General features: G+C 59.2%; 17 protein-coding genes and 1 pseudogene. 7 read left to right on the forward strand and 11 right to left on the reverse strand.

The window, feature by feature from the left end; translation table 11 throughout:
• Positions 1-114: 114 nt before the first annotated feature.
• The 5 genes from I9H07_RS18220 to I9H07_RS18240 all read left to right on the forward strand — a co-directional run bounded on the left by I9H07_RS18220 (position 115) and on the right by I9H07_RS18240 (position 8,211).
• Entirely contained in the window at positions 115-1,281 is a 1,167-nt protein-coding gene (locus I9H07_RS18220; protein WP_236424477.1) for an efflux RND transporter periplasmic adaptor subunit, read from the forward strand.
• On the forward strand, positions 1,278-4,385 hold the full coding sequence (locus I9H07_RS18225) for a multidrug efflux RND transporter permease subunit (protein ID WP_236424475.1): 3,108 nt from the start codon (positions 1,278-1,280) through the stop codon (positions 4,383-4,385). The genes I9H07_RS18220 and I9H07_RS18225 overlap by 4 nt, the downstream gene beginning before the upstream one ends.
• Before the next feature lie 60 nt (positions 4,386-4,445).
• On the forward strand, positions 4,446-5,123 hold the full coding sequence (locus I9H07_RS18230; protein ID WP_058391226.1) for a heavy metal response regulator transcription factor: 678 nt from the start codon (positions 4,446-4,448) through the stop codon (positions 5,121-5,123).
• On the forward strand, positions 5,113-6,477 hold the full coding sequence (locus I9H07_RS18235) for a heavy metal sensor histidine kinase (RefSeq protein WP_236424473.1): 1,365 nt from the start codon (positions 5,113-5,115) through the stop codon (positions 6,475-6,477). The genes I9H07_RS18230 and I9H07_RS18235 overlap by 11 nt, the downstream gene beginning before the upstream one ends.
• Before the next feature lie 201 nt (positions 6,478-6,678).
• The gene (locus I9H07_RS18240) at positions 6,679-8,211 is read left to right on the forward strand and encodes a sensor domain-containing diguanylate cyclase (protein WP_236424472.1); all 1,533 of its coding nucleotides are present in this window, start codon (positions 6,679-6,681) and stop codon (positions 8,209-8,211) included.
• 68 nt (positions 8,212-8,279) lie between these two features.
• Here I9H07_RS18240 and I9H07_RS18245 read toward each other — a convergent pair whose 3' ends face one another.
• The gene (locus tag I9H07_RS18245; RefSeq protein WP_024675354.1) at positions 8,280-8,750 is read right to left on the reverse strand and encodes a PA2169 family four-helix-bundle protein; all 471 of its coding nucleotides are present in this window, start codon (positions 8,748-8,750) and stop codon (positions 8,280-8,282) included.
• Between the two features lie 219 nt (positions 8,751-8,969).
• On the opposite strand from I9H07_RS18245, the gene I9H07_RS18250 reads away from it, so the two are divergent.
• On the forward strand, positions 8,970-9,209 hold the full coding sequence (locus I9H07_RS18250; RefSeq protein WP_007248394.1) for a DUF3820 family protein: 240 nt from the start codon (positions 8,970-8,972) through the stop codon (positions 9,207-9,209).
• 139 nt (positions 9,210-9,348) lie between these two features.
• On the opposite strand, the gene I9H07_RS18255 is transcribed toward I9H07_RS18250, so the two are convergent.
• From I9H07_RS18255 to zwf, 3 genes are read right to left on the reverse strand one after another with little or no spacing between them, the layout of a single operon-like run.
• The gene (locus I9H07_RS18255; protein ID WP_024675353.1) at positions 9,349-10,023 is read right to left on the reverse strand and encodes a bifunctional 4-hydroxy-2-oxoglutarate aldolase/2-dehydro-3-deoxy-phosphogluconate aldolase; all 675 of its coding nucleotides are present in this window, start codon (positions 10,021-10,023) and stop codon (positions 9,349-9,351) included.
• Between the two features lie 17 nt (positions 10,024-10,040).
• Positions 10,041-10,754, reverse strand: a complete 714-nt coding sequence (gene pgl, locus I9H07_RS18260) for a 6-phosphogluconolactonase (protein ID WP_236424470.1) — start codon at positions 10,752-10,754, stop codon at positions 10,041-10,043.
• Entirely contained in the window at positions 10,741-12,210 is a 1,470-nt protein-coding gene (gene zwf / locus I9H07_RS18265; protein ID WP_058824197.1) for a glucose-6-phosphate dehydrogenase, read from the reverse strand. Before zwf ends, pgl begins: the two co-directional genes overlap by 14 nt.
• Before the next feature lie 219 nt (positions 12,211-12,429).
• Between zwf and I9H07_RS18270 the strand changes: the two genes are divergently transcribed.
• A complete protein-coding gene (locus tag I9H07_RS18270) occupies positions 12,430-13,296 on the forward strand; it encodes a MurR/RpiR family transcriptional regulator (RefSeq protein ID WP_024643925.1) in 867 nt (288 codons plus the stop codon).
• Positions 13,297-13,545: 249 nt separating this feature from the next.
• On the opposite strand, the pseudogene I9H07_RS18275 reads toward I9H07_RS18270, so the two are convergent.
• The 7 genes and pseudogenes from I9H07_RS18275 to I9H07_RS18305 all read right to left on the reverse strand — a co-directional run.
• Positions 13,546-14,418, reverse strand: a pseudogene (locus tag I9H07_RS18275) (D-hexose-6-phosphate mutarotase); the annotation flags it as partial.
• A gap of 109 nt (positions 14,419-14,527) precedes the next feature.
• Positions 14,528-15,889: a carbohydrate porin gene (locus tag I9H07_RS18280; protein ID WP_024672467.1), complete on the reverse strand. Its 1,362-nt coding sequence runs from the start codon at positions 15,887-15,889 to the stop codon at positions 14,528-14,530.
• A 141-nt stretch (positions 15,890-16,030) separates the two neighbouring features.
• Positions 16,031-17,191, reverse strand: coding sequence for an ABC transporter ATP-binding protein (locus I9H07_RS18285; RefSeq protein ID WP_024672468.1), 1,161 nt, complete (start codon positions 17,189-17,191; stop codon positions 16,031-16,033).
• Between the two features lie 2 nt (positions 17,192-17,193).
• Positions 17,194-18,039, reverse strand: a complete 846-nt coding sequence (locus I9H07_RS18290; RefSeq protein ID WP_024672469.1) for a carbohydrate ABC transporter permease — start codon at positions 18,037-18,039, stop codon at positions 17,194-17,196.
• Positions 18,032-18,940, reverse strand: a complete 909-nt coding sequence (locus I9H07_RS18295) for a carbohydrate ABC transporter permease (protein WP_005891414.1) — start codon at positions 18,938-18,940, stop codon at positions 18,032-18,034. The genes I9H07_RS18290 and I9H07_RS18295 overlap by 8 nt, the downstream gene beginning before the upstream one ends.
• 104 nt (positions 18,941-19,044) lie before the next feature.
• On the reverse strand, positions 19,045-20,331 hold the full coding sequence (locus I9H07_RS18300) for an ABC transporter substrate-binding protein (RefSeq protein ID WP_236424468.1): 1,287 nt from the start codon (positions 20,329-20,331) through the stop codon (positions 19,045-19,047).
• 171 nt (positions 20,332-20,502) lie between these two features.
• The gene (locus I9H07_RS18305; protein WP_024673016.1) at positions 20,503-21,909 is read right to left on the reverse strand and encodes an ATP-binding protein; all 1,407 of its coding nucleotides are present in this window, start codon (positions 21,907-21,909) and stop codon (positions 20,503-20,505) included.
• Positions 21,910-21,962: the final 53 nt, after the last annotated feature.

Raw genomic sequence — 21,962 nt, forward strand, 5'->3', positions numbered from 1 at the left:
CAGTGGAGGCTTTCTGACAAAACTGACAGCTGAAAGTCATTCTGCTGACCGGGTTTGCAGGCTATAAAGAAGCGGTAAAACATTAATTCCAGAACGATTCGGCGTTTCCTACCTATGCGCAAAAAGACCCTGACCGTGACCGCCGCCGTTGTTCTGGTAGCCTGCGCTGTGTTTGCTGGCTGGACACTGATGCGTCCCGCCTCAATCCCGAAACATGTCGTTACCGCAGTGCCGGTCAAAGTCATCACCGTCAGCGTCGAGGATGTGCCACGTTTCGTCACCGGAATCGGTTCTGTACTGTCGCTGCAAAGCGTCGTGATTCGCCCGCAGGTGGATGGCGTGCTGATGCGTGTGCTGGTCAGGGAGGGTCAACAGGTCAAGGCCGGCGAGTTGCTGGCGACACTTGATGATCGCTCGATCCGCGCGTCGCTCGAACAAGCCAGGGCCCAGCTTGCACAGAGCAAGGCACAACTCGACGTCGCGCAACTGGACCTCAAGCGCTACCGACAGCTCACCGAAGACAATGGCATTTCGCGGCAGACGTTCGATCAGCAACAGGCACTGGTCAAACAGCTGGGCGCCACCGCGCAAGGCAACGAGGCCAGTATCAACTCGGCCCAGGTGCAGCTTTCCTACACGCAGATTCGCTCACCGGTGACCGGGCGAGTCGGTATCCGCAACGTCGACGAAGGCAACTTCCTGCGTGTCAGCGATGCGCAAGGGTTGTTTTCGGTGACTCAGATCGACCCGATTGCCGTGGAGTTTTCCCTGCCGCAGCAAATGCTGCCGACCCTGCAAGGGCTGGTCGCCGAGCACACCCCGGCGGCGGTCAAGGCTTATCAGGGCGACGGTTCCGCCAACGGCTTGCTGCTGGGCGAAGGCACGTTGTCGCTGATCGACAATCAGGTGTCGGCAACCACCGGTACGATCCGCGCCAAGGCGCAATTCAACAACCCCGGCGAACAGCTCTGGCCTGGGCAACTGGTCACGGTGAAGATCCAGACCGGCATCGAGCGCAACTCGCTGAAAGTGCCACCTCAGGTGGTACAACGCGGCGTTGATCAGCACTTCGTCTACCGGGTGCAGGCCGACAACAAAGTAGAAGCGGTGCCGGTCAAGGTGCTTTATCAGGACCGCGAACAGGCGTTGATCAGCGGACCTCAGGCCGGCGATGTGCTGGTCAGTGACGGACAGTCGCGGCTCAGGCCCGGAGCAACGATCGAGGTGGTCACTGCGCCGACCCCGGATGTCGCGACGGCCGATGTGGAGCGCGCACGATGAGTAACAGCCGGGGCTCGGTATCTGCATGGTGCATCGACCATCCGGTCGCCACGCTGCTACTGACCTTCGCGATACTGCTGCTGGGCGTCATTGCCTTTCCGCGCCTGCCGATTGCGCCCTTGCCGGAAGCAGAATTCCCGACCATTCAGGTCACCGCGCAGCTCCCCGGCGCCAGCCCGGAAACCATGGCGTCATCGGTGGCGACGCCGCTGGAAGTGCAGTTCAGCGCGATACCCGGCATGACTCAGATGACCTCCAGCAGTGCGCTGGGCTCGACCAACCTGACGCTGCAGTTCACCCTCAACAAAAGCATCGACACCGCGGCTCAGGAAGTCCAGGCCGCCATCAACACCGCGTCCGCACGGCTGCCCGCCGACATGCCCAGCCTGCCGACCTGGCGCAAGGTCAACCCGGCGGACAGCCCGGTGCTGATTCTGAGTGTCAGCTCCAGCCTGATGCCTGGCACTGAACTGAGCGACGTGACAGAAACCATTCTGGCGCGCCAATTGAGTCAGATCGAAGGGGTGGGTCAGGTGTATATCACCGGCCAGCAACGTCCGGCGATCCGCGTGCAGGCCGCTCCGGAAAAACTGGCCGCGCTGGGCCTGACCCTGGCGGACATCCGCCTGGCGGTGCAGCAGACCAGCCTGAATCTGGCCAAGGGCGCTTTGTATGGCAAGGACAGCATTTCCACCCTGTCGGCCAACGACCAGCTGTTCAAGCCGCAGGACTACGCGCAACTGATCGTTTCCTACAAGGATGGCGCCCCCGTTCAGCTCAAGGACGTGGCGCGGGTCGTTGCCGGTTCGGAAAACGCCTACGTCAAGGCGTGGTCCGGCGACCAGCAGGGCGTCAATATCGCGATCTTCCGCCAGCCTGGTGCCAACATTGTCGAGACGGTGGACCGCATTCAGAGTGAATTGCCGCGCTTGCAGGAAATGCTCCCGGCCGCTGTGGACGTCTCCGTGCTCAACGACCGCACGCGAACCATTCGGGCGTCGCTGCATGAAGTGGAGCTGACCCTGCTGATTGCAGTGTTGCTGGTGGTCGCGGTGATGGCGCTGTTTCTTCGCCAGCTGTCGGCCACATTGATTGTCAGTGCGGTGCTCGGCGTGTCGCTGATCGCCAGCTTCGCAATGATGTACCTGTTCGGTTTCAGCCTGAACAACCTGACGCTCGTGGCCATCGTGGTGGCGGTCGGTTTTGTGGTGGACGACGCCATCGTCGTGGTGGAAAACATCCACCGTCATCTCGAAGCCGGTGACGGCATGCGCGAGGCGGCGATCAAGGGCTCCAGAGAAATAGGCTTCACCGTGGTGTCGATCAGCTTCTCGCTGGTGGCCGCATTCATTCCACTGTTGTTCATGGGTGGCGTGGTCGGACGCCTGTTCAAAGAGTTCGCGCTCACCGCAACAGCGACCATTCTGATTTCGGTGGTGGTCTCGCTGACCCTTGCCCCGACGCTGGCAGCCCTGTTCATGCGTGCGCCCAAGCACAATCAGCATCAGACACCGGGGTTCGGCGAGCGTTTGCTGGCCTCCTACGAACGTGGTTTGCGCCGGGCTCTGGCACACCAGCGGCTGATGCTCGGCATCTTCGGCCTGACCCTCGCGCTTGCGGTGGTGGGCTACATCCTCATTCCCAAGGGCTTCTTCCCGGTTCAGGACACCTCGTTCGCACAAGGCACGACCGAGGCAGCTGCCGACATTTCCTACCCGGACATGGTCGAAAAGCACCTGCAACTGGCGAAGATCGTCGGCGCGGACCCGGCGGTGCTGGCGTTCTCGCATTCGGTAGGCGTGTCCGGCAGCAACCAGACCATCGCCAACGGCCGCTTCTGGATCTCGCTCAAGCCACGCGCCGAGCGCGATGTGTCGGTCAGCGAATTCATTGACCGCCTGCGCCCCAAACTGGCGAAAGTCCCCGGTATCGTTCTGTACTTGCGTGCTGGCCAGGACATCAACCTCAGCTCCGGCCCCAGCCGTGCCCAGTATCAGTACGTGCTGAAAAGCAATGACGGGGCGCTGCTCAACACCTGGACGCAACGGCTGACCGAAAAACTGCGCGGCAACCCGGCATTCCGCGATCTGTCCAACGACCTGCAACTGGGCGGCAGCGTCACGCACATCGACATCGATCGCAGCGCAGCCGCGCGCTTCGGCCTGACCACCGCCGATGTCGATCAGGCGCTGTACGACGCATTCGGCCAGCGGCAGATCAGCGAGTACCAGACCGAGGTCAACCAGTACAAGGTGATCCTTGAACTGGATGCCCAGCAACGCGGCAAAGCCGAAAGCCTGGCCTACTTCTACCTGCGCTCGCCGCTGACCAACGAAATGGTGCCGTTGTCGGCGCTGGCCAAGGTCGGCGCGCCACGCATGGGCCCGCTGTCGATCAGCCACGACGGTATGTTTCCGGCCGCCAATCTGTCGTTCAACCTGGCTTCCGGGGTGGCGCTGGGCGACGCCGTACGCATGCTCGATCAGGCCAAGAACGAAATCGGCATGCCGGCCGCGATCATCGGCAGTTTTCAGGGTGCGGCGCAGGCGTTCCAGAGTTCGCTGGCCAACCAGCCGTGGTTGATTCTGGCCGCGCTGGTGGCGGTGTACATCATTCTGGGTGTGCTTTACGAAAGCTTCGTGCACCCGCTGACCATCATTTCCACCCTGCCCTCGGCGGGCATCGGGGCGTTGTTGCTGCTGTGGATGATGGGCCAGGACTTCTCGATCATGGCCCTGATCGGCGTGGTACTGCTGATCGGTATCGTCAAGAAGAACGGCATTCTGCTGGTGGACTTTGCCTTGCAGGCGCAGCGCGAACGGGGCCTGACGCCACAGGAAGCGATTTACGAGGCCTGCATGACGCGCTTCCGGCCGATCATGATGACCACCATCGCCGCCCTGCTCGGTGCGCTGCCGCTGATGCTGGGCTTCGGGGTCGGGTCCGAGCTGCGCCAACCGCTGGGTATCGCCGTGGTCGGCGGGCTTCTGGTGAGCCAGATGCTGACCCTGTTCACCACGCCGATCATCTACCTGCAACTGGACCGACTGTTTCAGCGCCGCCAGCCAACCTCCGCCAAGCCAGCGCTGACCCAGAGTGTGTAAAAACGTCACGAGCGAAGGCAAGACAAGGCAAAAACGGTCGTTCATGAGTGAGATAGCCTGATGCGTGTGCTAATTATCGAAGACGAAGAGAAAACCGCCGACTACCTGCGCCGTGGCCTGACCGAACAGGGCTACGCGGTGGACGTGGCCCGCGACGGCATCGAAGGGCTGCATCTTGCGCTGGAAAACGACTACGCGGTGATCATCCTCGACGTGATGTTGCCGGGCCTGGATGGTTTCGGCGTGCTGCGGGCGTTGCGGGCGCGCAAACAGACGCCGGTGATCATGCTGACGGCTCGTGAGCAGGTCGACGACCGTATTCGCGGGCTGCGTGAAGGCGCAGACGACTACCTCGGCAAACCGTTTTCCTTTCTGGAACTGGTGGCCCGCCTGCAAGCGCTGACCCGGCGCAGCGGTGGTCACGAGCCCGTGCAGATCACTATTGCAGACCTGTGGATCGACCTGATCAGCCGCAAGGCTACCCGGGGCGGCGCACGCCTGGACCTGACCGCCAAGGAGTTTTCACTGCTCAGCGTACTGGCCCGGCGTCAGGGCGACATCCTGTCCAAGACGTCGATTGCCGAAATGGTCTGGGACATCAATTTCGACAGCGATGCCAATGTCGTCGAAGTGGCCATCAAGCGCCTGCGTGCCAAGCTCGACGGGCCCCATGAACATAAACTGCTGCACACCATTCGCGGCATGGGTTATGTACTGGAAAACCGCAATGCGGATTGATTCGATTGCGTTGCGCCTGAGCGGGATGTTCGCGCTGGTTGCACTGACGGTTTTCCTGTTGATCGGCTGGGCCTTGTATCTGCAGGTCGACAAGCGCCTGGACCTGCTGCCGCGCGCCGAAGTCGATGCGCGCTACAGCGTGCTGGAGTCGGCGGTCGGGCGCTTCGGCAATCCGGAGCATTGGGGCAAGATCAAGGCGAAGCTTACGTTGCTCAGTGAAGAGGACAAGCGCCTGCGCTTCTGGGTGGTAAGTGACAACCCGCTCTACGAGTTCGGCCATCCCGGCACGGAGATTCGTCGCTTGGCGCAGGGCCCGCTGGGCATGCATGACCTGACACTGGCTGATCATCCCTTCGCCTTCAAAGTGCTGGTCAGCGAGTTCCCGGCCAAGGAACAGCGTCCGGTCCTGCGCTTTCTGACGGCCATCGACACCGAAACGTTCTGGCACACCCAGCACTCATTACTGATCGCGCTGATCAGCCTTTCCGCCGTCGGCGTATTGCTGGCGTCGGCACTGGGTTACTGGGTCGCGCGCATTGGCCTGCGTCCGCTGACCAGCCTGTCGCAGGAAGTCCGGAAACTGGCCCCGCCAAGGCTGTCCGGACGCTTGCAACTGTCGCCGCTGCCGCCCGAACTGGAACAGTTTGTCGCGTCCTTCAACTCGACCCTGGAACGCGTCGAACTGGCCTATTCGCGACTGGAATCGTTCAACGCCGACGTGGCTCACGAATTGCGCTCGCCACTGACCAACCTGATTGGCCAGACGCAAGTGGCGCTGACACGCGGACGCTCTGCCGAGCATTATTTCGAAGTGCTGCAATCGAACCTCGAAGAACTGGAGCGGTTACGTTCGATCATCAACGACATGCTGTTCCTCGCCAGCGCCGATCAGGGCACCAAGGTTCAGGCACTGACCTGCGCATCCCTGGCGGAAGAAGTCGCGACGACACTCGATTACCTGGATTTCATTCTTGAGGATGCGCAGGTGCAGGTACGCGTCGATGGCGATGCCCGCGTACCGATTGAAAAAGCCCATCTGCGCCGCGCCCTGATCAATCTGCTGCATAACGCCGTGCAGCACACCGACGCCGGACACGAGATATGTGTGCGCATCGAGTCACAGGCCGAGCATGTCAGCGTCGCGGTGATCAACCCGGGTGTACCGATAGCGGAGGAACATCTGCCCAGACTGTTCGAACGCTTCTATCGGGTCGACGCTTCGCGAAGCAACAGCGGTGCCAATCATGGGCTGGGCCTGGCGATCGTCAAAGCCATTGCCCTGATGCATGGCGGTACGGTGTTTGTGAAAAGTGATCAGGGGACCAATACGTTTGGTATCCAACTTCCTCGCTGATACCTGCCCCTCACCTTTATCAGGCTGTCTTTTTGCTGTTGAAAGCAGCGGTAGTTCACCATCCACTTGATAAACCCGGTTTATTCACATTCCCGTCATATCAGGCTATAAGAGGCGTGATATATACGCTGCTATAAATTCATACAATAAAGTTAACCGACCTAATCACTTTCAAAATAATTTTTGCAGGTAGCACACCCCATGACGTTGTTTGCGTCCGCTCGGCCAGCGCAGCTTAAATGGCCCCGTCCCGAGCTCATGCTGATCCTTGGCAGCTTGCTGTCGGTGTCCGCCATTCTGGCCATCGTGGCGTCACTGCTGCTGCGGGAGCGCGACGATGCCGCTCAGACGGCAGCGCGTGCAGCGGCCAACATTGTTCGTCTGATCGACGCTGACGTCATGCACAATGCAGAACTCTATGACTCTTCGTTGCAAGGCATGATCAGTGGCTGGCAACGCACTGACCTTAAAGATCTTTCCCCTGAACTGCGACAACTTGTCCTGTTTGATCGCTCGACGGCGGCCTCTTACAAAGGTGACCTGGTATTACTCGACAACAAGGGCGAACTGCTGGCTGACTCGCTGTCAGTAAAACCTCGGGACGATAACTTTTCAGACCGTTCCTATTTCCAGATACATGCGGCTGATCCTTCCCTTGGCCTGCATGTCAGCACGCCTTATAAAACCCGTTGGGGATACAAGGACTGGTGCATCAGTTTCAGCCGACGCATATCAGGCCCTCATGGTGAGTTTCTGGGCATTGCGAGTGCAGCCATGCGTCTGGTGTACTTCAGGAATCTGTTCATGAGTCAGAACCTGGGCGCCGGGGCCAGCATTAATCTGATCAATGCCAACGGTATCCTGATCGTCCGCTTTCCGGACCTGGACGGGCAGGACTTGATCGGCAAGGACTACAGTCACACGGCCAACTTTCAGCGCATTCTCAAGGAAGGCGATGGCAGCTTCAGCGCCCTTTCCACTCAGTTGAATGCGCAACGCCTGTATACGTTTTCGCGCGTCGGCAATCTGCCGCTGATTGTGGTGATAGGCCAGTCCGAGGAAGAGGTGTATGCGGTCTGGAAGCGCAATGCATGGCTGGTCACGACTGCAACCAGCGTTCTGTGCCTCGGTATTCTCTGGTTGACCTGGTTGCTGAGCCGCGAACTGCGCCGTCGCCGCCGGGCAGAAGACGCACTGGCCAGCCTGGCGGCAACCGACGGACTGACCGGGCTCGATAACCGCCGCCAGCTCGACGAAGCCATGGACACCGAATGGGCACGCGCACAGCGCTCTGGCAAACGCCTTTCCTTGCTGATGATCGACGTTGACCATTTCAAGGCGTTCAACGAGCGTCATGGACATCAAGGCGGCGACGAAGCATTAAGGCTGGTTGCACAAACCATTTCCCACAATATCCGTCGGCCAGGTGACCGGCTGGCGCGCTATGGCGGTGAGGAGTTCGTGGTGGTGCTGCCGGAAACCGATCTGAAGGGGGCCATGATGATTGCCGAAAATATACGGCGCTCGGTCGAGTCACTGCCGCTGTTCAAGGGTGCGGAACATCCTTTGACGGTCAGCATTGGCGTGGCTTCAGGGGTTGTTCGTCACGGAGACAAGCTGGAAACGTTCTTCGGCATTGCCGACAAGGCGCTTTATCAGGCCAAGAACAATGGCCGTAATCGCGTTGAACAGCGGGCTGCTGCTTCGGATTCAGAGCTGGTAAATCAGGCGTGATAGCCTGTTGATCGACATAAAAAAACGCCAGACGGGCTGGCGTTTTTTATTACGGCTAAGGCAGAGACTTACGATGCAGCGCGGGCGGCGTCACGCAGTGCTTTGACTTCGTCGTGATTTTTCAGAACGCCCTGATACTGCTTTTCGATCACGGCGATCACGGCTGGGGAAACACCCTTCTCACGCGACTTCTCGAGAGCCTTGCTGTAGGCTTTTTTGGCGACGTCTTCGCCACGTTCTGCTTCTTCCAGTACAGCCAGATCGTCATTGCTGGTGAACGCAGTTTTCAGCTTGACCCATGCCTGATGCAGATCAGCCGATACACTGGACGAATCTTCTGGCTTGCCGCCCAGTTGTTGTACGTGCTGCTGCAGCTCACGCACTGCACCATCTACTTCAACGGCGCGGCGTGCGAAAAATTCTTTTACCTTCGGAGTTTTCGCATTCTTTGCGCTGGTTTCGAAGCCTTCTTTACCATCGATGCTGGTTTCTACCAGGTCATTCAGGATAGAGATCGTTTCTTTATTGATATCAGTCATTTGATAATTTCCTAATGGCAGGTTGATACGAAAGTGTTCAATGACTAGGTAATTGCAGGTGGCGTGCCAGTTTTAAAAGTGAGATATTCTTTTAATAATCAATTAGTTACGAAATTTTCACATTTACTCGATCGTGACTTCTGCATGAACTGTCGTTTGGCCTGCATGCAGAATGCACGTATTGTGCTGGGCGAAAGGTAATGACAGGACCCCTGCCCCATGAATCCGGAAAAACTCAAGCTGCTGGTGACTCAGGAAATGCCGTTCGGCAAATACAAGGGTCGGCTGATCGCCGATCTACCGGGGCATTATCTGAACTGGTTCGCTCGGGAAGGCTTTCCCAAGGGAGAATTGGGTGGCCTGCTGGCGCTGATGCAGGAAATTGATCACAACGGCCTGAGCGCGCTACTGGACCCGCTGCGCACGCGTCCGCGTCAGTCGTTCAAAGACAGGGGATAAGCGAAAGGAAAAACAGTCCGGAAAAAAAAGGGTGCTCCGGACCAGGGAGCACCGAAAAGCCATACAACCCACAACAACTTCCTGGTCAGCATCAGCCAGCCGCGACCGGCTGATACTGAGATGTTTTTAATCAGAAAAATCAGTCAAACAGGGCCAATGCCTGAGCGGTGGCTTCCTGAATACGGCCCCAGTCGCCATTCTTGACCCACGCGTTATCGATCATCCACGTCCCGCCAACGCACATGACGTTGGGCAAGGCCATATAGCTCTTGAGGTTCTGCTCGTTGACACCGCCAGTCGGGCAGAAGCGCACCTCGTTGAACGGCGCGCCCAAGGCCTTGATCGCTGCCACGCCGCCGCTGATTTCGGCGGGGAACAGTTTGAAACGTCGGTAGCCCATCGCATAACCGATCATGATTTCCGACGCACTGCTGATGCCAGGCAACAAGGGCAGCGGGCTGTCGAGTGCCGCCTGCAACAGTTCCTGCGTGCTGCCAGGGGTAACGATGAACTGCGAGCCTGCCGCTTCGGCATCGGCCAGCATCTTGCGGTCCAGAATGGTCCCGGCACCCGTGCACAACTCCGGACGCTGCTCGCGCAGAATGCGGATAGCGCCCAGACCAAACTCCGAGCGCAGGGTGATTTCCAGTGCCGTCATGCCCCCGGCGGCCAGTGCGTCTGCCAGCGGCAGTACGTCCTGTTCGCGGGCAATGGTGATGACCGGCAGAATCTTTGCCTTGGCGCAGAGTTCGTCGATCTGGGCAATCTTGTTCGCCATGCTGTTGAGCGGCTGATTATTTTCGTTCTGTGTCATGGCGACGGTTCCTTTGCTTATGGGCACCAGTAAATCTCGAGAGACGGGTTGAGGAAGGCACGCACCGGCATTTCGGCGAGGTCATCGCCCGCCAGCGCAGCGCGCAGGGTGTCGAGCTTGGCCTGACCGGACACCGACAGAATCGGCAAGCGGGCCGAGGCCAACAGGCAACGCGTCAGGGTCAGCCGCTGATGCGGCACGCTCGGTGCGAGCATGGGCAGGCAGCGACGCTCGCCATTGAGGTCCAGCGCCTCGCTCAGGTTCGGGCTGTTCGGAAACAGCGACGCGGTATGCCCGTCGTCGCCCATGCCCAGAATCAGTACGTCAATGGGCGGCAGCTCAGCCAGTGCCTGATCAGCAACCAGCGCTGCCTCCTCGACGCTGGCCGCCACGTTGTAGAGGCCGAGAAACTTCGCTTTCGCCGCAGGCCCCTGAAGCAGGTGACGTTGCAGCAGGCCGGCATTGCTGTCGGCATGTTCGGTGGGCACAAAGCGCTCATCGACGAGGCTGACCACTACCTTCGACCAGTCCAGCGGCTGTCCGGCCAGGCTCTGGAAAAACGCAACCGGGCTGCGTCCACCGGACACCACCAGCGTTGCCAGGCCTTTTTCGCCGATTGCCTGTTTGAGACGCTCGGCCACATTGGCAGCCAGCGCATCGGCCAGTTGCTGCGGTGTGTCGAAGTCACGTGCCACCAGCCCTGCTGGCAGCTCAAGATCACATATCGCCATACCAGGATCTCCCGTCGCGAGTAATCAGAGCAATGGAGCTCATCGGCCCCCAGGTGCCCGCCGGATAAGGCTTGGGCGCATCGCCTGCCTTCTTCCAGCCAGCGATCAACTGATCGCACCACTGCCAGGCGTACTCGATTTCATCTTTGCGGACAAACAGGTTCTGATTGCCACGCATGACTTCCAGCAACAACCGCTCATAAGCGTCGGGGACCCGAGCGCTGCGGTAGGTGTCGGAAAAATTCAGTTGCAAGGGGCCGCTGCGCAATTGCATGCCTTTGTCCAGGCCCTGGTCCTTGGTCATCACCTGCAAGGAAATGCCTTCGTCAGGCTGCAAGCGAATGATCAGGCGGTTGCTGATCTGCAAACGCTGCTCAGGGGCAAAGATGTAGTGCGGTGGCTCTTTGAAGTGGATCACGATCTGCGACAGCTTCTGCGGCATACGCTTGCCGGTACGCAGATAGAACGGTGTACCCGACCAGCGCCAGTTGCGGATGTCGGCACGCAACGCAACGAAGGTTTCAGTATCGCTCTGGGTGTTGGAGTTCTCTTCCTCCAGATAACCCGGCACGGCCTTGCCTTCGCTGTAACCGGAGGTGTACTGACCCCGCACCACTTGTGTTGCCAGACGCTCCGGCGTGAACGGTGCCAGCGCTTTGAGCACCTTGACCTTCTCGTCACGAATACTGTCGGCAGACAGGTCGCTGGGCGGGTCCATGGCGATCAGGCAAAGCAATTGCAGCAGGTGGTTCTGAATCATGTCGCGCAGTTGGCCGGCCTGATCGAAATAGCCCCAGCGCCCCTCGATGCCGACTTTTTCAGCCACAGTGATTTCCACGTGGGAAATATGGTTCTGGTTCCACTGGGTCTCGAACAGGCTGTTGGCAAAACGCAGCGCGATGAGGTTCTGTACCGTGTCCTTGCCCAGATAATGGTCGATGCGATAGACGCGGTTTTCCGGGAAGAACTGCGCCACGGCGTCGTTGACCCGACGCGAAGAGGCCAGGTCGTGGCCGATGGGCTTTTCCAGCACCGCGCGCGTGCGATCGGCCAGGTTCACCGAAGCGAGGTTCTCGCAGATCGCGCCATAGACCGAGGCCGGGGTCGCGAAGTAGGCGATCAGGGTTTCGGCATCGCCCACGCGCTCGGCCAGCGCCACATAGTCCTCGGCCTTGAGGAAGTCGACGTGCAGATAGCTGAGGCGCGCCAGAAACCGCTGGGCATTCTCTGCTTCGAGCTCCGCTTCGGGAATGAAGCGACGCATGGATTTTTCGATGTACGCCAGATGCGACTGTTCGTCGCCTGGTTCACGCGCCAGGGCAAGAATTCGAGTGTCTTCATGCAGCAGTCCAGCGCGATCAAGCTGATAAAGAGCCGGGAACAGCTTGCGTACCGCCAGGTCCCCCAGGGCACCAAACAGGGCAAATGTGCACGGTTCAACCGTAATCAAGGGCATAATGTTGGTTCTTTTATCAAGTTGGGCTACAAATACCTTTTTTAAAGGCGTTACTCAAGGCCATATGTAGTAATAACCACAACATTCTGCCTGAAAGCATATTCCAGTGGTGATCAACACAGGCCCTCAGTACGATAGGCCACCTTTGCTACAGGCTAAAGGGCTAATAAAAGCCTGCGTCAAAAACCGTTGGTAAATCAGCCGCGACAAGGACTTTGAATGGACCGCGTAAGAAACCTCCTCGAGCAAATCCAGGGCCGACTCGATGAGTTGAACAAGGCCGAGCGAAAGGTGGCCGAAGTGATTCTGCTCAATCCGCAGATGGCGACGCGCCTGAGCATTGCAGCGCTCGCCCAGGCTGCCAAGGTCAGCGAGCCGACGGTCAACCGTTTCTGCCGCTCGTTCAACGTCAGTGGTTATCCGGAGCTCAAGCTGCAACTGGCGCAGAGCCTGGCCAGTGGTGCTGCGTATGTCAGCCGTGCGGTGGAAGCCGACGACAACCCTGAAGCCTACACCCAGAAGATTTTCGGCAGCGCCATTGCGTCGCTGGACAGCGCCTGCCAGCAACTGGACCCGGCACTGGTCAGCAAGTCGGTGGACATGCTGATCCAGGCACGACAGATCCACTTTTTCGGACTGGGCGCTTCGGCACCGGTGGCACTCGATGCGCAGCACAAATTCTTTCGCTTCAACCTGGCGGTCACGGCGCATGCTGACGTCTTGATGCAGCGGATGATTGCCTCTGTGGCGCACACAGGTGAGTTGTTCGTGATCATTTCCTACACCGGCCGCACCCGGGAGCTGGTGGAAGTGGCACGGATAGCACGGGCCAACGGCGCTTCAGTGCTGGGCCTGACGGCCGCAGGTTCACCGCTGGCTCAGGCCAGCACCGTGAGCCTGAACATTCCGCTGCCGGAAGACACCGATATCTATATGCCGATGACCTCGCGGATCATTCAGCTTACGGTTCTGGACGTACTGGCCACCGGCATGACCCTGCGCCGCGGCGTCGACTTCCAGCCGCACCTGCGCAAGATCAAGGAAAGCCTGAACGACAGCCGGTATCCGATCGAGGATCAGGGCTGAAACAGGTTCAAGAGCGGACGCAGAGCGGAGGCACGATAGTTGAGGTTATCGTTCCTCACGCTCCAGCGTGGGAATGCCTTGGGTGACGCTCTGCGTCATAGCTCTGCGCCGCGCATTCGAGATCGGACACAGAGCGTCCGGAACGGCATGCCCACGCGGAGCGTCGCACGATGGTCGAGATTATTGACTATCGTGCCCACGCTCCGCGTGGGCATGCAGTTCGTGACGCTCTGCGTCACCTGCAACCCACCCCGCCAGACTCGCCTGCAATTTCAGCTGCACGTGCTCGCCCGGTTGCAGGCTGAAGGCGTCGCCGGAGCCTGAGGCGGCTTCCACTCTGACAAAACCGGCGGCTTCACTGCCACCCACTCCGAGCAGGGGCCGGCTGCCGGGGTGCCAGACGACGGTGTTGGCGCTGTCGCCGGTGTCGATGTTCAGTCTGCGCTGCCAGGTGGGGTCTTGAAGTTGCAAGGCGCCAGCGTGTTCGAAGACTCGCTGACAGCCGCCTGCCACGCGCAGTTCGCCTTGTTGCTGGCAGGCCTGACGACTGAGTTCGTCGTAGCCTTGAGCGCCGTCCAGACCGTCCAGCGCGACTTGCTCCACATCACTGATCAACCAGTAAGCAAGCAGCGCATGACTGAAATGACAAGGCTCGCTGTCTTCATGCGAGGTGCTCAGGCGCAGCTCCATGCCCTGCCCCAGCTCGGCGTTCAGGTTGACCTGCCAGTCCCATAGCTGCAAGCGCCAGTGCAGGCTGACGCCCTGTTCGCTTTCACTGCTGGCGATCAGTTTCCAGTCCAGCAATCGCCCCCAGCCATGCGCGGGCCAGCCACTTTCGCCGGGATGTCGGCCATACCAGGGCCAGCAGACCGGCACACCGCCGCGAATCGCCCCCACCTGCGGCCACTGCGCGGCGCACCACAGCCAGGGTTTCTGGCCACTGGGCTGAAAGTGCAGCAATTGCGCACCCTGACGACTGAACACCGCCTGGCACTGCGGATGATTGATCACCAGTACGTCGCGCAGCTGATGGCGTTCCCACTCGAAAGTCGGTCTGGCACGCAGGGATCGGAAGAAGCGTTGCAATGGATGTTCAGGCAGTTGCGCGTCGTGAATGGTCATCGCCAATCGCGTCCCTGAAAATAAAAGAATTCAAACCATAAAAAAACGGGCAGCCAGGCTGCCCGCAAAGCACACACGACCCTTGATCGCGTTACGCGTCAATCAATACTCAGAACTTCGATTGGATCTTGATGCCCGCTACGATCGCATCATCAACCTGATCCACGCCGCCTGGGTGCTTGATGTACTGCAGGTTAGGACGCACGGTCAGCCAGTTGGTAACGTGGAAGCCGTAGTAGATTTCAGAGTTGTATTCAGTGCTCTGGACCGGCAGGTAGCCAGGGTTGTCGAAGTCGTTGATACCGTTGATCTGGTTGGCCAGACGCACGCGGTCCTGCACATCGTCGTTGACGTGGATACGGGCAATACCGATACCGATGTCATCTTTCGGACGCGAGTTGAACGGACCTTTGTAGGTCAGACCGATCTGCTGGTAGTTGTCGACGAAGTTGGTTGCCTTGTCATGCACGGTGGCGTTGGCAAAGATACTCAGGCCGCGCGACGGATCACCGTCACGAGCGGTCAGTTGTTGCTGAGCCACAACCCACCAGCCATGCTTGCTGCTGTGCGACTTGAACGCGGCGCCGGTAATCGCCTGCGCCTGACCATTCACGTCTTCATAGACGTCGTCGGCGTTGGGCGTGCTCTTGTAGTAACCGACACGGTACTCACCGGGCAACGAATTGAAGGACGGTGTCCAGACCAGTTCGACCGGCAGAATCATGCCTTCGGTGCCGCTGCCGCTGAGTTTAAAGCCGTTGCCTGTTTCCAGGTTGGACGGGTTCTGCTCGTAGACACCGACCTGTGCGTACACTTCCGGGGTGATGTTGTACTTCACGCGCAAGGCCCACTGGCTGATTGGCCAGTTGTACCAGGTGCTTACGTAGTTACCGACCTGCGAGCCGCAGAACGACAGGTTCTGGAAGTCGCACGGGAAGCTGTTGAAGTCTTCGCCCGGACCAAAACGACCGGCCTTGACGTCCAGTGCGCCGTCGAAGTATTTCTGCTTGACCCACATCTGGGTCAGGCGCCAGGTCTGGCCACGGCCCCAGACTTCCTGGGAGGAACTGAGCGTACCGGCACGAGGATCGCCGATCCGGTCGTTGGAAATGTTGCGCCCGCTACGTTCGGTAATCGCCAGCTTGAACTCCGCGTCCTGCCAGCCGAGCACCTTCTGCAAATCGATTTTCACGCCCAGTGCAAACTGGTCGCTGTAACGACCGGTAGTGTCGTCGTTGGAGCCGCCTTTGAGGTTGCTGGCCATCTCGGAAACGTATTCCAGCGAGAAGTCATAACCCTTGTCGAGCAACTCGGTGCGCTTGCCGCCCCAGTCGCCTGTCATCCACGGTGAATCGGCAGCAAACGGCTCGGCAGCATGAACGCTGGAAGCCAGCCCCATGGCACCCAGCGCCGACAGTTTGCAGACCAGTTGAAGCCGGGAAAGCGTTTTACCTTTGGTGATCTTCTTCATCCCATCAATCCTCGTTTTATTGTTATTAGCTTCGGTACACGTCTTGCTCGATTTACTGCTTGTGTTCACTGCTTGTGTTCACGACAGGCCGCTTCGTTGTGGCAGTCGACGGCCAGCCAGCAGAAGCCGGTGTTGAATCTATCACTTGCGGTTCAACTGAGACACATTGTTTACCCGCTCAGCCGACGCCTGCTTTGCCAGCACGCCAAGGCGTTCGCCGCTCTGCGCATCGAAAATCAGCACCTTGGAGGGGTCGAACTGCAGCGTCAGGCTCTCGCCCACCTGCGGTGCAACATCCGGGGCCAGACGGCAGCAGACCTTGCTCTGGTTGAGCGTCACGAACACCAGCGTATCCGGGCCGGTAGGCTCGGTCACCTGAACCTCGGCGCGAATGGTTGGCAGACCACTCTGTTCGTCGGACGCCAGCATAATCTGTTCCGGGCGAATGCCAAGAATGATTTCTCGATCTTCCAGCCCTGCGTCGGAAACGCCAACCGGCAACTCGCAACGCGCCTGACCACTGTCGAGCAGAGCGAGCAACTGGCCATCTTTGCGCTGCAGGCGCAACGGGATGAAGTTCATCGGCGGCGAACCGATGAAACTGGCCACGAACAGGTTGGCCGGGTCGTTGTAGATCTGCTTGGGCGTACCGAACTGCTGAACGATACCGTCCTTCATGACTGCCACTTTATCGCCCAGCGTCATGGCCTCGATCTGATCGTGAGTCACGTAGACCGTGGTGGTCTTCAGACGCTGATGCATCAGCTTCATTTCAGTACGCATCTCGACCCGCAGCTTGGCGTCGAGGTTGGACAGCGGCTCATCGAACAGATAAATCTTCGGTCGACGTGCCAGCGCACGGCCCATGGCCACACGTTGCTGCTGACCACCGGACATCTGGCCCGGCTTGCGATTGAGCAGGTGTTCGATCTGCAGCAGCTTGGCGACACGTGCGACTTCTTCGTCGATAGCGGCCTGCGGCATCTTGCGGATCTTCAGACCGAACGCGATGTTTTCACGAACCGTCATGGTCGGGTACAGCGCGTAAGACTGGAACACCATCGCGATGTCACGATCCTTGGGGCTGGTGCCGCTGACGTCTTCGCCATCGATCAGAATCGCCCCGCCGCTGATGCTTTCCAGCCCGGCGATGCAGTTCATCAGGGTGGATTTACCGCAGCCCGACGGGCCGACCAGAATCAGAAACTCGCCATCCTTGATCGACAGTTCAATGTTCTTGAGCGTGTCCGGCAGGTTGCTGCCGTAGGTCTTGTTGACGTTGCGTAATTCGAGAGTCGCCATGATTACCCCTTGACCGCGCCGGCTGTGAGCCCACGCAGGAAATACTTGCCAGCCAGTACGTAGACCAGCAGTGTCGGCAGGCCGGCAATCATCGCCGCCGCCATATCAACGTTGTATTCCTTGGCGCCTGTGCTGGTGTTGACCAGGTTGTTCAGCGCCACAGTGATCGGCTGAGACTCGCCGCTGGAGAACACAACGCCGAACAGGAAATCATTCCAGATCTGGGTGAACTGCCAGATCAGGCACACCATCACGATGGGCGTCGACATGGGCAGAATGATGCGCCCGAAGATCGTGAAGAACCCTGCGCCATCAAGACGCGCAGCCCGTACCAGCGCTTCCGGGATACTCACGTAGTAGTTGCGGAAGAACAGTGTGGTGAATGCCAGTCCGTAGACCACATGGACGAACACCAGCCCCGTAGTGGTATTGGCCAGGCCCATCTTGCCGAGCGTGAAGGAAGCAGGCAGCAGAACAGTCTGGAACGGCAGGAAGCAACCGAACAGCAGAAGGCCGAAGAACAGTTGCGAGCCCTTGAAACGCCACATCGACAGCACATAGCCGTTGAGCGCGCCGATCGCGGTGGAGATCAGTACCGCCGGAACGGTGATCTTGATCGAGTTCCAGAAATAGCCGTCAACGATATCCCAGGCCTTGATCCAGCCGATTGCGGTGACCACGCTCGGCAAACTCAGCAGGTTGCCGGTGCCGATGTCTTCAGGGGTCTTGAAGCTGGTGAACAACATCACCACCAGCGGCACCAGATAGATCAGACAAGCCAGCAACAGCACCGCATAAATGACCACACGACTGAAGCTGATGCCCGGTTTTCCAACATGACTAGTCATGGCGTTTGGTCCTCAGCTCGGAATACAGGTACGGCACCAGAATCGCCAGGATCGCGCCGAGCATCAGAATCGCACTGGCCGAGCCCATGCCCATCTGGCCGCGGCTGAAGGTAAAGGAGTACATGAACATTGCAGGCAGGTCCGAGGAATAACCGGGGCCGCCGGCGGTCATGGCTGCCACGAGATCGAAGCTCTTGATGGCAATGTGCGCGAGGATCATGACGGCGCTGAAAAACACCGGACGCAGACTTGGCAACACCACACGCCAGTAAATCATCGGCAAACTCGCACCATCCATCTGCGCTGCACGAATGATCGACTGATCAACGCCACGCAGGCCTGCCAGAAACAGGGCCATGACAAAGCCGGACGATTGCCACACAGCAGCAATGACCAGGCAATACACCACGCGATCCGGATCAACCAGCCAGTCCAGACGGAAACCTTCCCAGCCCCAGTCACGCAGCATTTTGTCCAGGCCCAGGCCGGGGTTGAGCAGCCACTTCCAGGCCGTACCGGTGACGATCATCGACAGCGCCATCGGGTACAGATAAATAGTGCGAATCACGCCTTCACGACGGATGCGCTGATCCAGCAGAACTGCCAGCAAAACACCGATCACCAGGCTGATGGCAATGAACATGCCGCCGAACACAGCAAGGTTCTTGCTTGCCACCCACCAGCGGTCGTTGTCCATCAGGCGCGCATATTGCGCCAGACCGACCCATTTGTAGGACGGCAGGAACGTCGAGTTGGTGAACGACAGCGCGAAGGTCCAGAGGATGTAGCCATAGAAACCGACCAACACGATGAACATGCTAGGGGCCAGCACCAGTTTTGGTAGCCAGCGTTGCAGCGCATCCATTGGCGAGGCTTTGCTGTGCGCAGCGACAGAGCTCATCGGGAGTATCCCATCAGGTATGACAAATTCAGGCCGCAGCCATGGGTGAAATCAACAAGCGATTTCAACACCACGCACTGCGGATACAGGCTGTACGGTAAACGTTACTGCGCCGACTTGACTGCAGTGGCGAGCTTCTTGGCGGTGGCTGCCGGATCAGCGGCCGGGTCGTTGATGTAGTTGGTGATCACATCAAAGAAGGCACCCTGAACGGCCAGCGTGGTTGCCATGTTGTGCGCCATGCTCGGCTGCAGACCACCGGTTTTCGAGTCCGCCAGGAAGTCCTTGGCAGCCGTTTGCGCGCAGGAGTCGAAGCCGTACTTGTTCATGTCAGCCAGCATGTCTTCCCGCACCGGGATAGAACCCTTGTTGATGCTGAAAACCTTCTGGAAGTCTTCACCCATCGCGACCTTGGCCAGGTCCTGCTGTGCGGCAGTCGTGCCCTTGTCTTTCTGCTTGAACACGGCCAGCGAGTCGATGTTGTAGGTAAACGCCTTGTCAGTGCCCGGGAAAGCTACGCACTGGTAATCCTTGCCGGCGACTTTCTTGGCGGCGGTCCACTCGCTCTTGGCCCAGTCACCCATGATCTGCATGCCGGCCTTGCCGTTGATGACCTTGGCAGCTTCCAGGTTCCAGTCCTGGCCCTTGCCGTCGGCATCCATGTAAGTGGCGACTTTCTTCAGCTCGGTCAGCGACTTGACCATGCCTGCGCCGGTCAGCGCGTCTTTGTCGAGATCGACGAGTGCCTTCTTGTAGCCGTCAGCGCCCATGACCGAGAGCACAACGGCTTCGAATACGGTGCTGTCCTGCCAAGGCTGACCGCCATGCGCCAGCGGAATGAAGCCGGCTTTTTTCAGCTTGTCGCCTGCTGCATAGAATTCTTCGAGGGTGGTGGGTGCCTTGTCGATACCGGCTTTCTTGAAGACTTCAGGGTTGATCCACAGCCAGTTGACGCGGTGAATGTTCACCGGCACGGCGACGTAATCGCCGTCGTACTTCACAGTGTCGGAGACTTTCTTGTCGAGCAGGGAGTCCCACTTCTCGGCCTTGGCAACGTCTTTCAACGCGTCGGTATCCAGCAGGCCGGTAGACGCCCATTCCTGGATGTCCGGGCCTTTGATCTGGGCAACGCCTGGCGGGTTGCCTGCAACGGCACGGCTCTTGAGCACGGTCATGGCTGTTGAACCGCCACCACCGGCGACTGCGCCGTCTTTCCAGACGAAGCCGTCTTTTTCAACCTGGGCTTTCAGAACATCGACCGCAGCTTTTTCGCCACCCGACGTCCACCAATGCACCACTTCAACAGTGCCTTTGGATTCAGCGGCGTTAGCGCTCAGAGGGAACAACGAAGCGAGAGAGATGACAACGGCGAGACGTGACATGGAATTCATCGAATTTGACCTTTCTTGTTGTTATGCCTGAGCAAGTCTGGTGCTTGCGCTTCGTGGGAGTCTAACCAAGCGCCACGCCACAACAGTAACGAAGGGATGCGAAAATGTCACAGGATGGTGACATTTGGAAATCTCACCGCAACCCGGACATAAAGGCCACTATCTGGCAGATCATTCCGCCGTTCGCGGCAGATACAACGTCACCCGCAACCCGCCACCGCGCAGGTTCTGCAAACTGACTTCGCCGCCGTGGCTGTGCGCGATGTTGCGCGCGATCCCCAGGCCAAGGCCATAACCTTGCTGCTGATTGCCTGCCAGGCGGAAATGGGGCTCGAACACATGCTCCAGACGCTTTTCAGGAACGCCAGGGCCTTCGTCATCCACATGCAAAACAAACGCCTGAGCATCGTCCTCAACCTTCAGGTGCGCCCGGTTCCCATACTTGAGGGCATTGTCGATCAGGTTGCCGATGCAGCGCTTGAGCGCCAGCGGTTTACCGGAATACGCAGCCTGTGCCTCGCCCTGCTGCGTGACCCGCCCGCTACCATCAGCGAGCAGCCAGGGTTCGACCAGGCAGTCCAGCAGCGCATTCAGGTCGACAGGCTCGATGTTTTCGTGAATATCGGTGTCCTTGACGCATTGCAGCGCGCCTTTGACCAACAGTTCGAGCTCATCCAGGTCGCGGCTGAACTTACGTTGCAGCTGCTCGTCCTCCAGCAACTCGACCCGCAGCCGCAAACGGGTAATGGGCGTGCGCAGATCGTGAGAAATCGCACTGAACAGCTGACCCCGCTCAGTCAGGTAGCGGCTGATCCGGGTACGCATTGCGTAGAACGCGCGGCTGACCTCCACCACCTCGCTGCCGCCACCCTCGACCACCGGCACTACATCCGCGCCCAGCGACATGTCTCTCGCAGCCCGCGCCAGACGCTTGAGCGGACGGCTCTGCCAATGCACCAGCAGGCCAATGAACAGCAACAGGAACACGCTGGTCAGGACAATGAACGAGACCTGCTGGAGCGGCAGTTCCTGCTCTTCGAGTGACGTGTAGGGCTCAGGCAGCAGCGAGGCAATGTAGAACCATTCGCCGGGGGCCATTTCGATCTGCGTCACCAGCACCGGCGGGTTCACCGGTTCGAGGGTCAACGCGTAATGCGCCCAGGACCGTGGCAGCTCGTCGAGCTTCAGGCCGCTATTGAAGATCCGCAGTTCTTCCGGGCGCGCAAACCATACCGAGATGGCCGGGTCGTTGCCCAGACGCTGGCGCAATACGTCGCCGACCACGTCCAGCACCGCCTGTTTGCGGGGCGTGGGCTGCATGATCGGCATGTCCAGCGGGTGATCATTGAGCGAGACCACGAAACGTGTGCCGCCCATGCTGCGCAGCTGATCCAGGACCATCGGCCGGTAAGCCAGCGGCAATGAGCGAAAGTAACTGACACTGGCCGACATCGAATACGCCAGGCTGCGCGCGCTGGTGACCAACCCCTCCATCTGTGTGGCACGCAGCTGCGACAGCCAGATCACACTGGACAGCGCCTGAGCCATCAGCACCGCCAGCAAGGTCAGCAGAAGCATGCGGCCCAGCAGCGAGCGCGGCAGTGCCAGACCGGTTTTTTTCCGGCCTGCAG

Source organism: Pseudomonas syringae (genome assembly GCF_023278085.1).
Classification (GTDB): Bacteria; Pseudomonadota; Gammaproteobacteria; order Pseudomonadales; family Pseudomonadaceae; genus Aquipseudomonas; species Aquipseudomonas syringae_Q.

Excerpts from the sequence above, each read along its gene's own strand:
- I9H07_RS18220 (WP_236424477.1), top strand. The coding sequence starts at position 115 with ATGCGCAAAAAGACCCTGACCGTGACCGCCGCCGTTGTTCTGGTAGCC.
- I9H07_RS18225 (WP_236424475.1), top strand. The coding sequence starts at position 1,278 with ATGAGTAACAGCCGGGGCTCGGTATCTGCATGGTGCATCGACCATCCG.
- I9H07_RS18230 (WP_058391226.1), top strand. The coding sequence starts at position 4,446 with ATGCGTGTGCTAATTATCGAAGACGAAGAGAAAACCGCCGACTACCTG.
- I9H07_RS18235 (WP_236424473.1), top strand. The coding sequence starts at position 5,113 with ATGCGGATTGATTCGATTGCGTTGCGCCTGAGCGGGATGTTCGCGCTG.
- I9H07_RS18240 (WP_236424472.1), top strand. The coding sequence starts at position 6,679 with ATGACGTTGTTTGCGTCCGCTCGGCCAGCGCAGCTTAAATGGCCCCGT.
- I9H07_RS18245 (WP_024675354.1), bottom strand. The coding sequence starts at position 8,750 with ATGACTGATATCAATAAAGAAACGATCTCTATCCTGAATGACCTGGTA.
- I9H07_RS18250 (WP_007248394.1), top strand. The coding sequence starts at position 8,970 with ATGAATCCGGAAAAACTCAAGCTGCTGGTGACTCAGGAAATGCCGTTC.
- I9H07_RS18255 (WP_024675353.1), bottom strand. The coding sequence starts at position 10,023 with ATGACACAGAACGAAAATAATCAGCCGCTCAACAGCATGGCGAACAAG.
- pgl (WP_236424470.1), bottom strand. The coding sequence starts at position 10,754 with ATGGCGATATGTGATCTTGAGCTGCCAGCAGGGCTGGTGGCACGTGAC.
- zwf (WP_058824197.1), bottom strand. The coding sequence starts at position 12,210 with ATGCCCTTGATTACGGTTGAACCGTGCACATTTGCCCTGTTTGGTGCC.
- I9H07_RS18270 (WP_024643925.1), top strand. The coding sequence starts at position 12,430 with ATGGACCGCGTAAGAAACCTCCTCGAGCAAATCCAGGGCCGACTCGAT.
- I9H07_RS18280 (WP_024672467.1), bottom strand. The coding sequence starts at position 15,889 with ATGAAGAAGATCACCAAAGGTAAAACGCTTTCCCGGCTTCAACTGGTC.
- I9H07_RS18285 (WP_024672468.1), bottom strand. The coding sequence starts at position 17,191 with ATGGCGACTCTCGAATTACGCAACGTCAACAAGACCTACGGCAGCAAC.
- I9H07_RS18290 (WP_024672469.1), bottom strand. The coding sequence starts at position 18,039 with ATGACTAGTCATGTTGGAAAACCGGGCATCAGCTTCAGTCGTGTGGTC.
- I9H07_RS18295 (WP_005891414.1), bottom strand. The coding sequence starts at position 18,940 with ATGAGCTCTGTCGCTGCGCACAGCAAAGCCTCGCCAATGGATGCGCTG.
- I9H07_RS18300 (WP_236424468.1), bottom strand. The coding sequence starts at position 20,331 with ATGAATTCCATGTCACGTCTCGCCGTTGTCATCTCTCTCGCTTCGTTG.
- I9H07_RS18305 (WP_024673016.1), bottom strand. The coding sequence starts at position 21,909 with ATGCTTCTGCTGACCTTGCTGGCGGTGCTGATGGCTCAGGCGCTGTCC.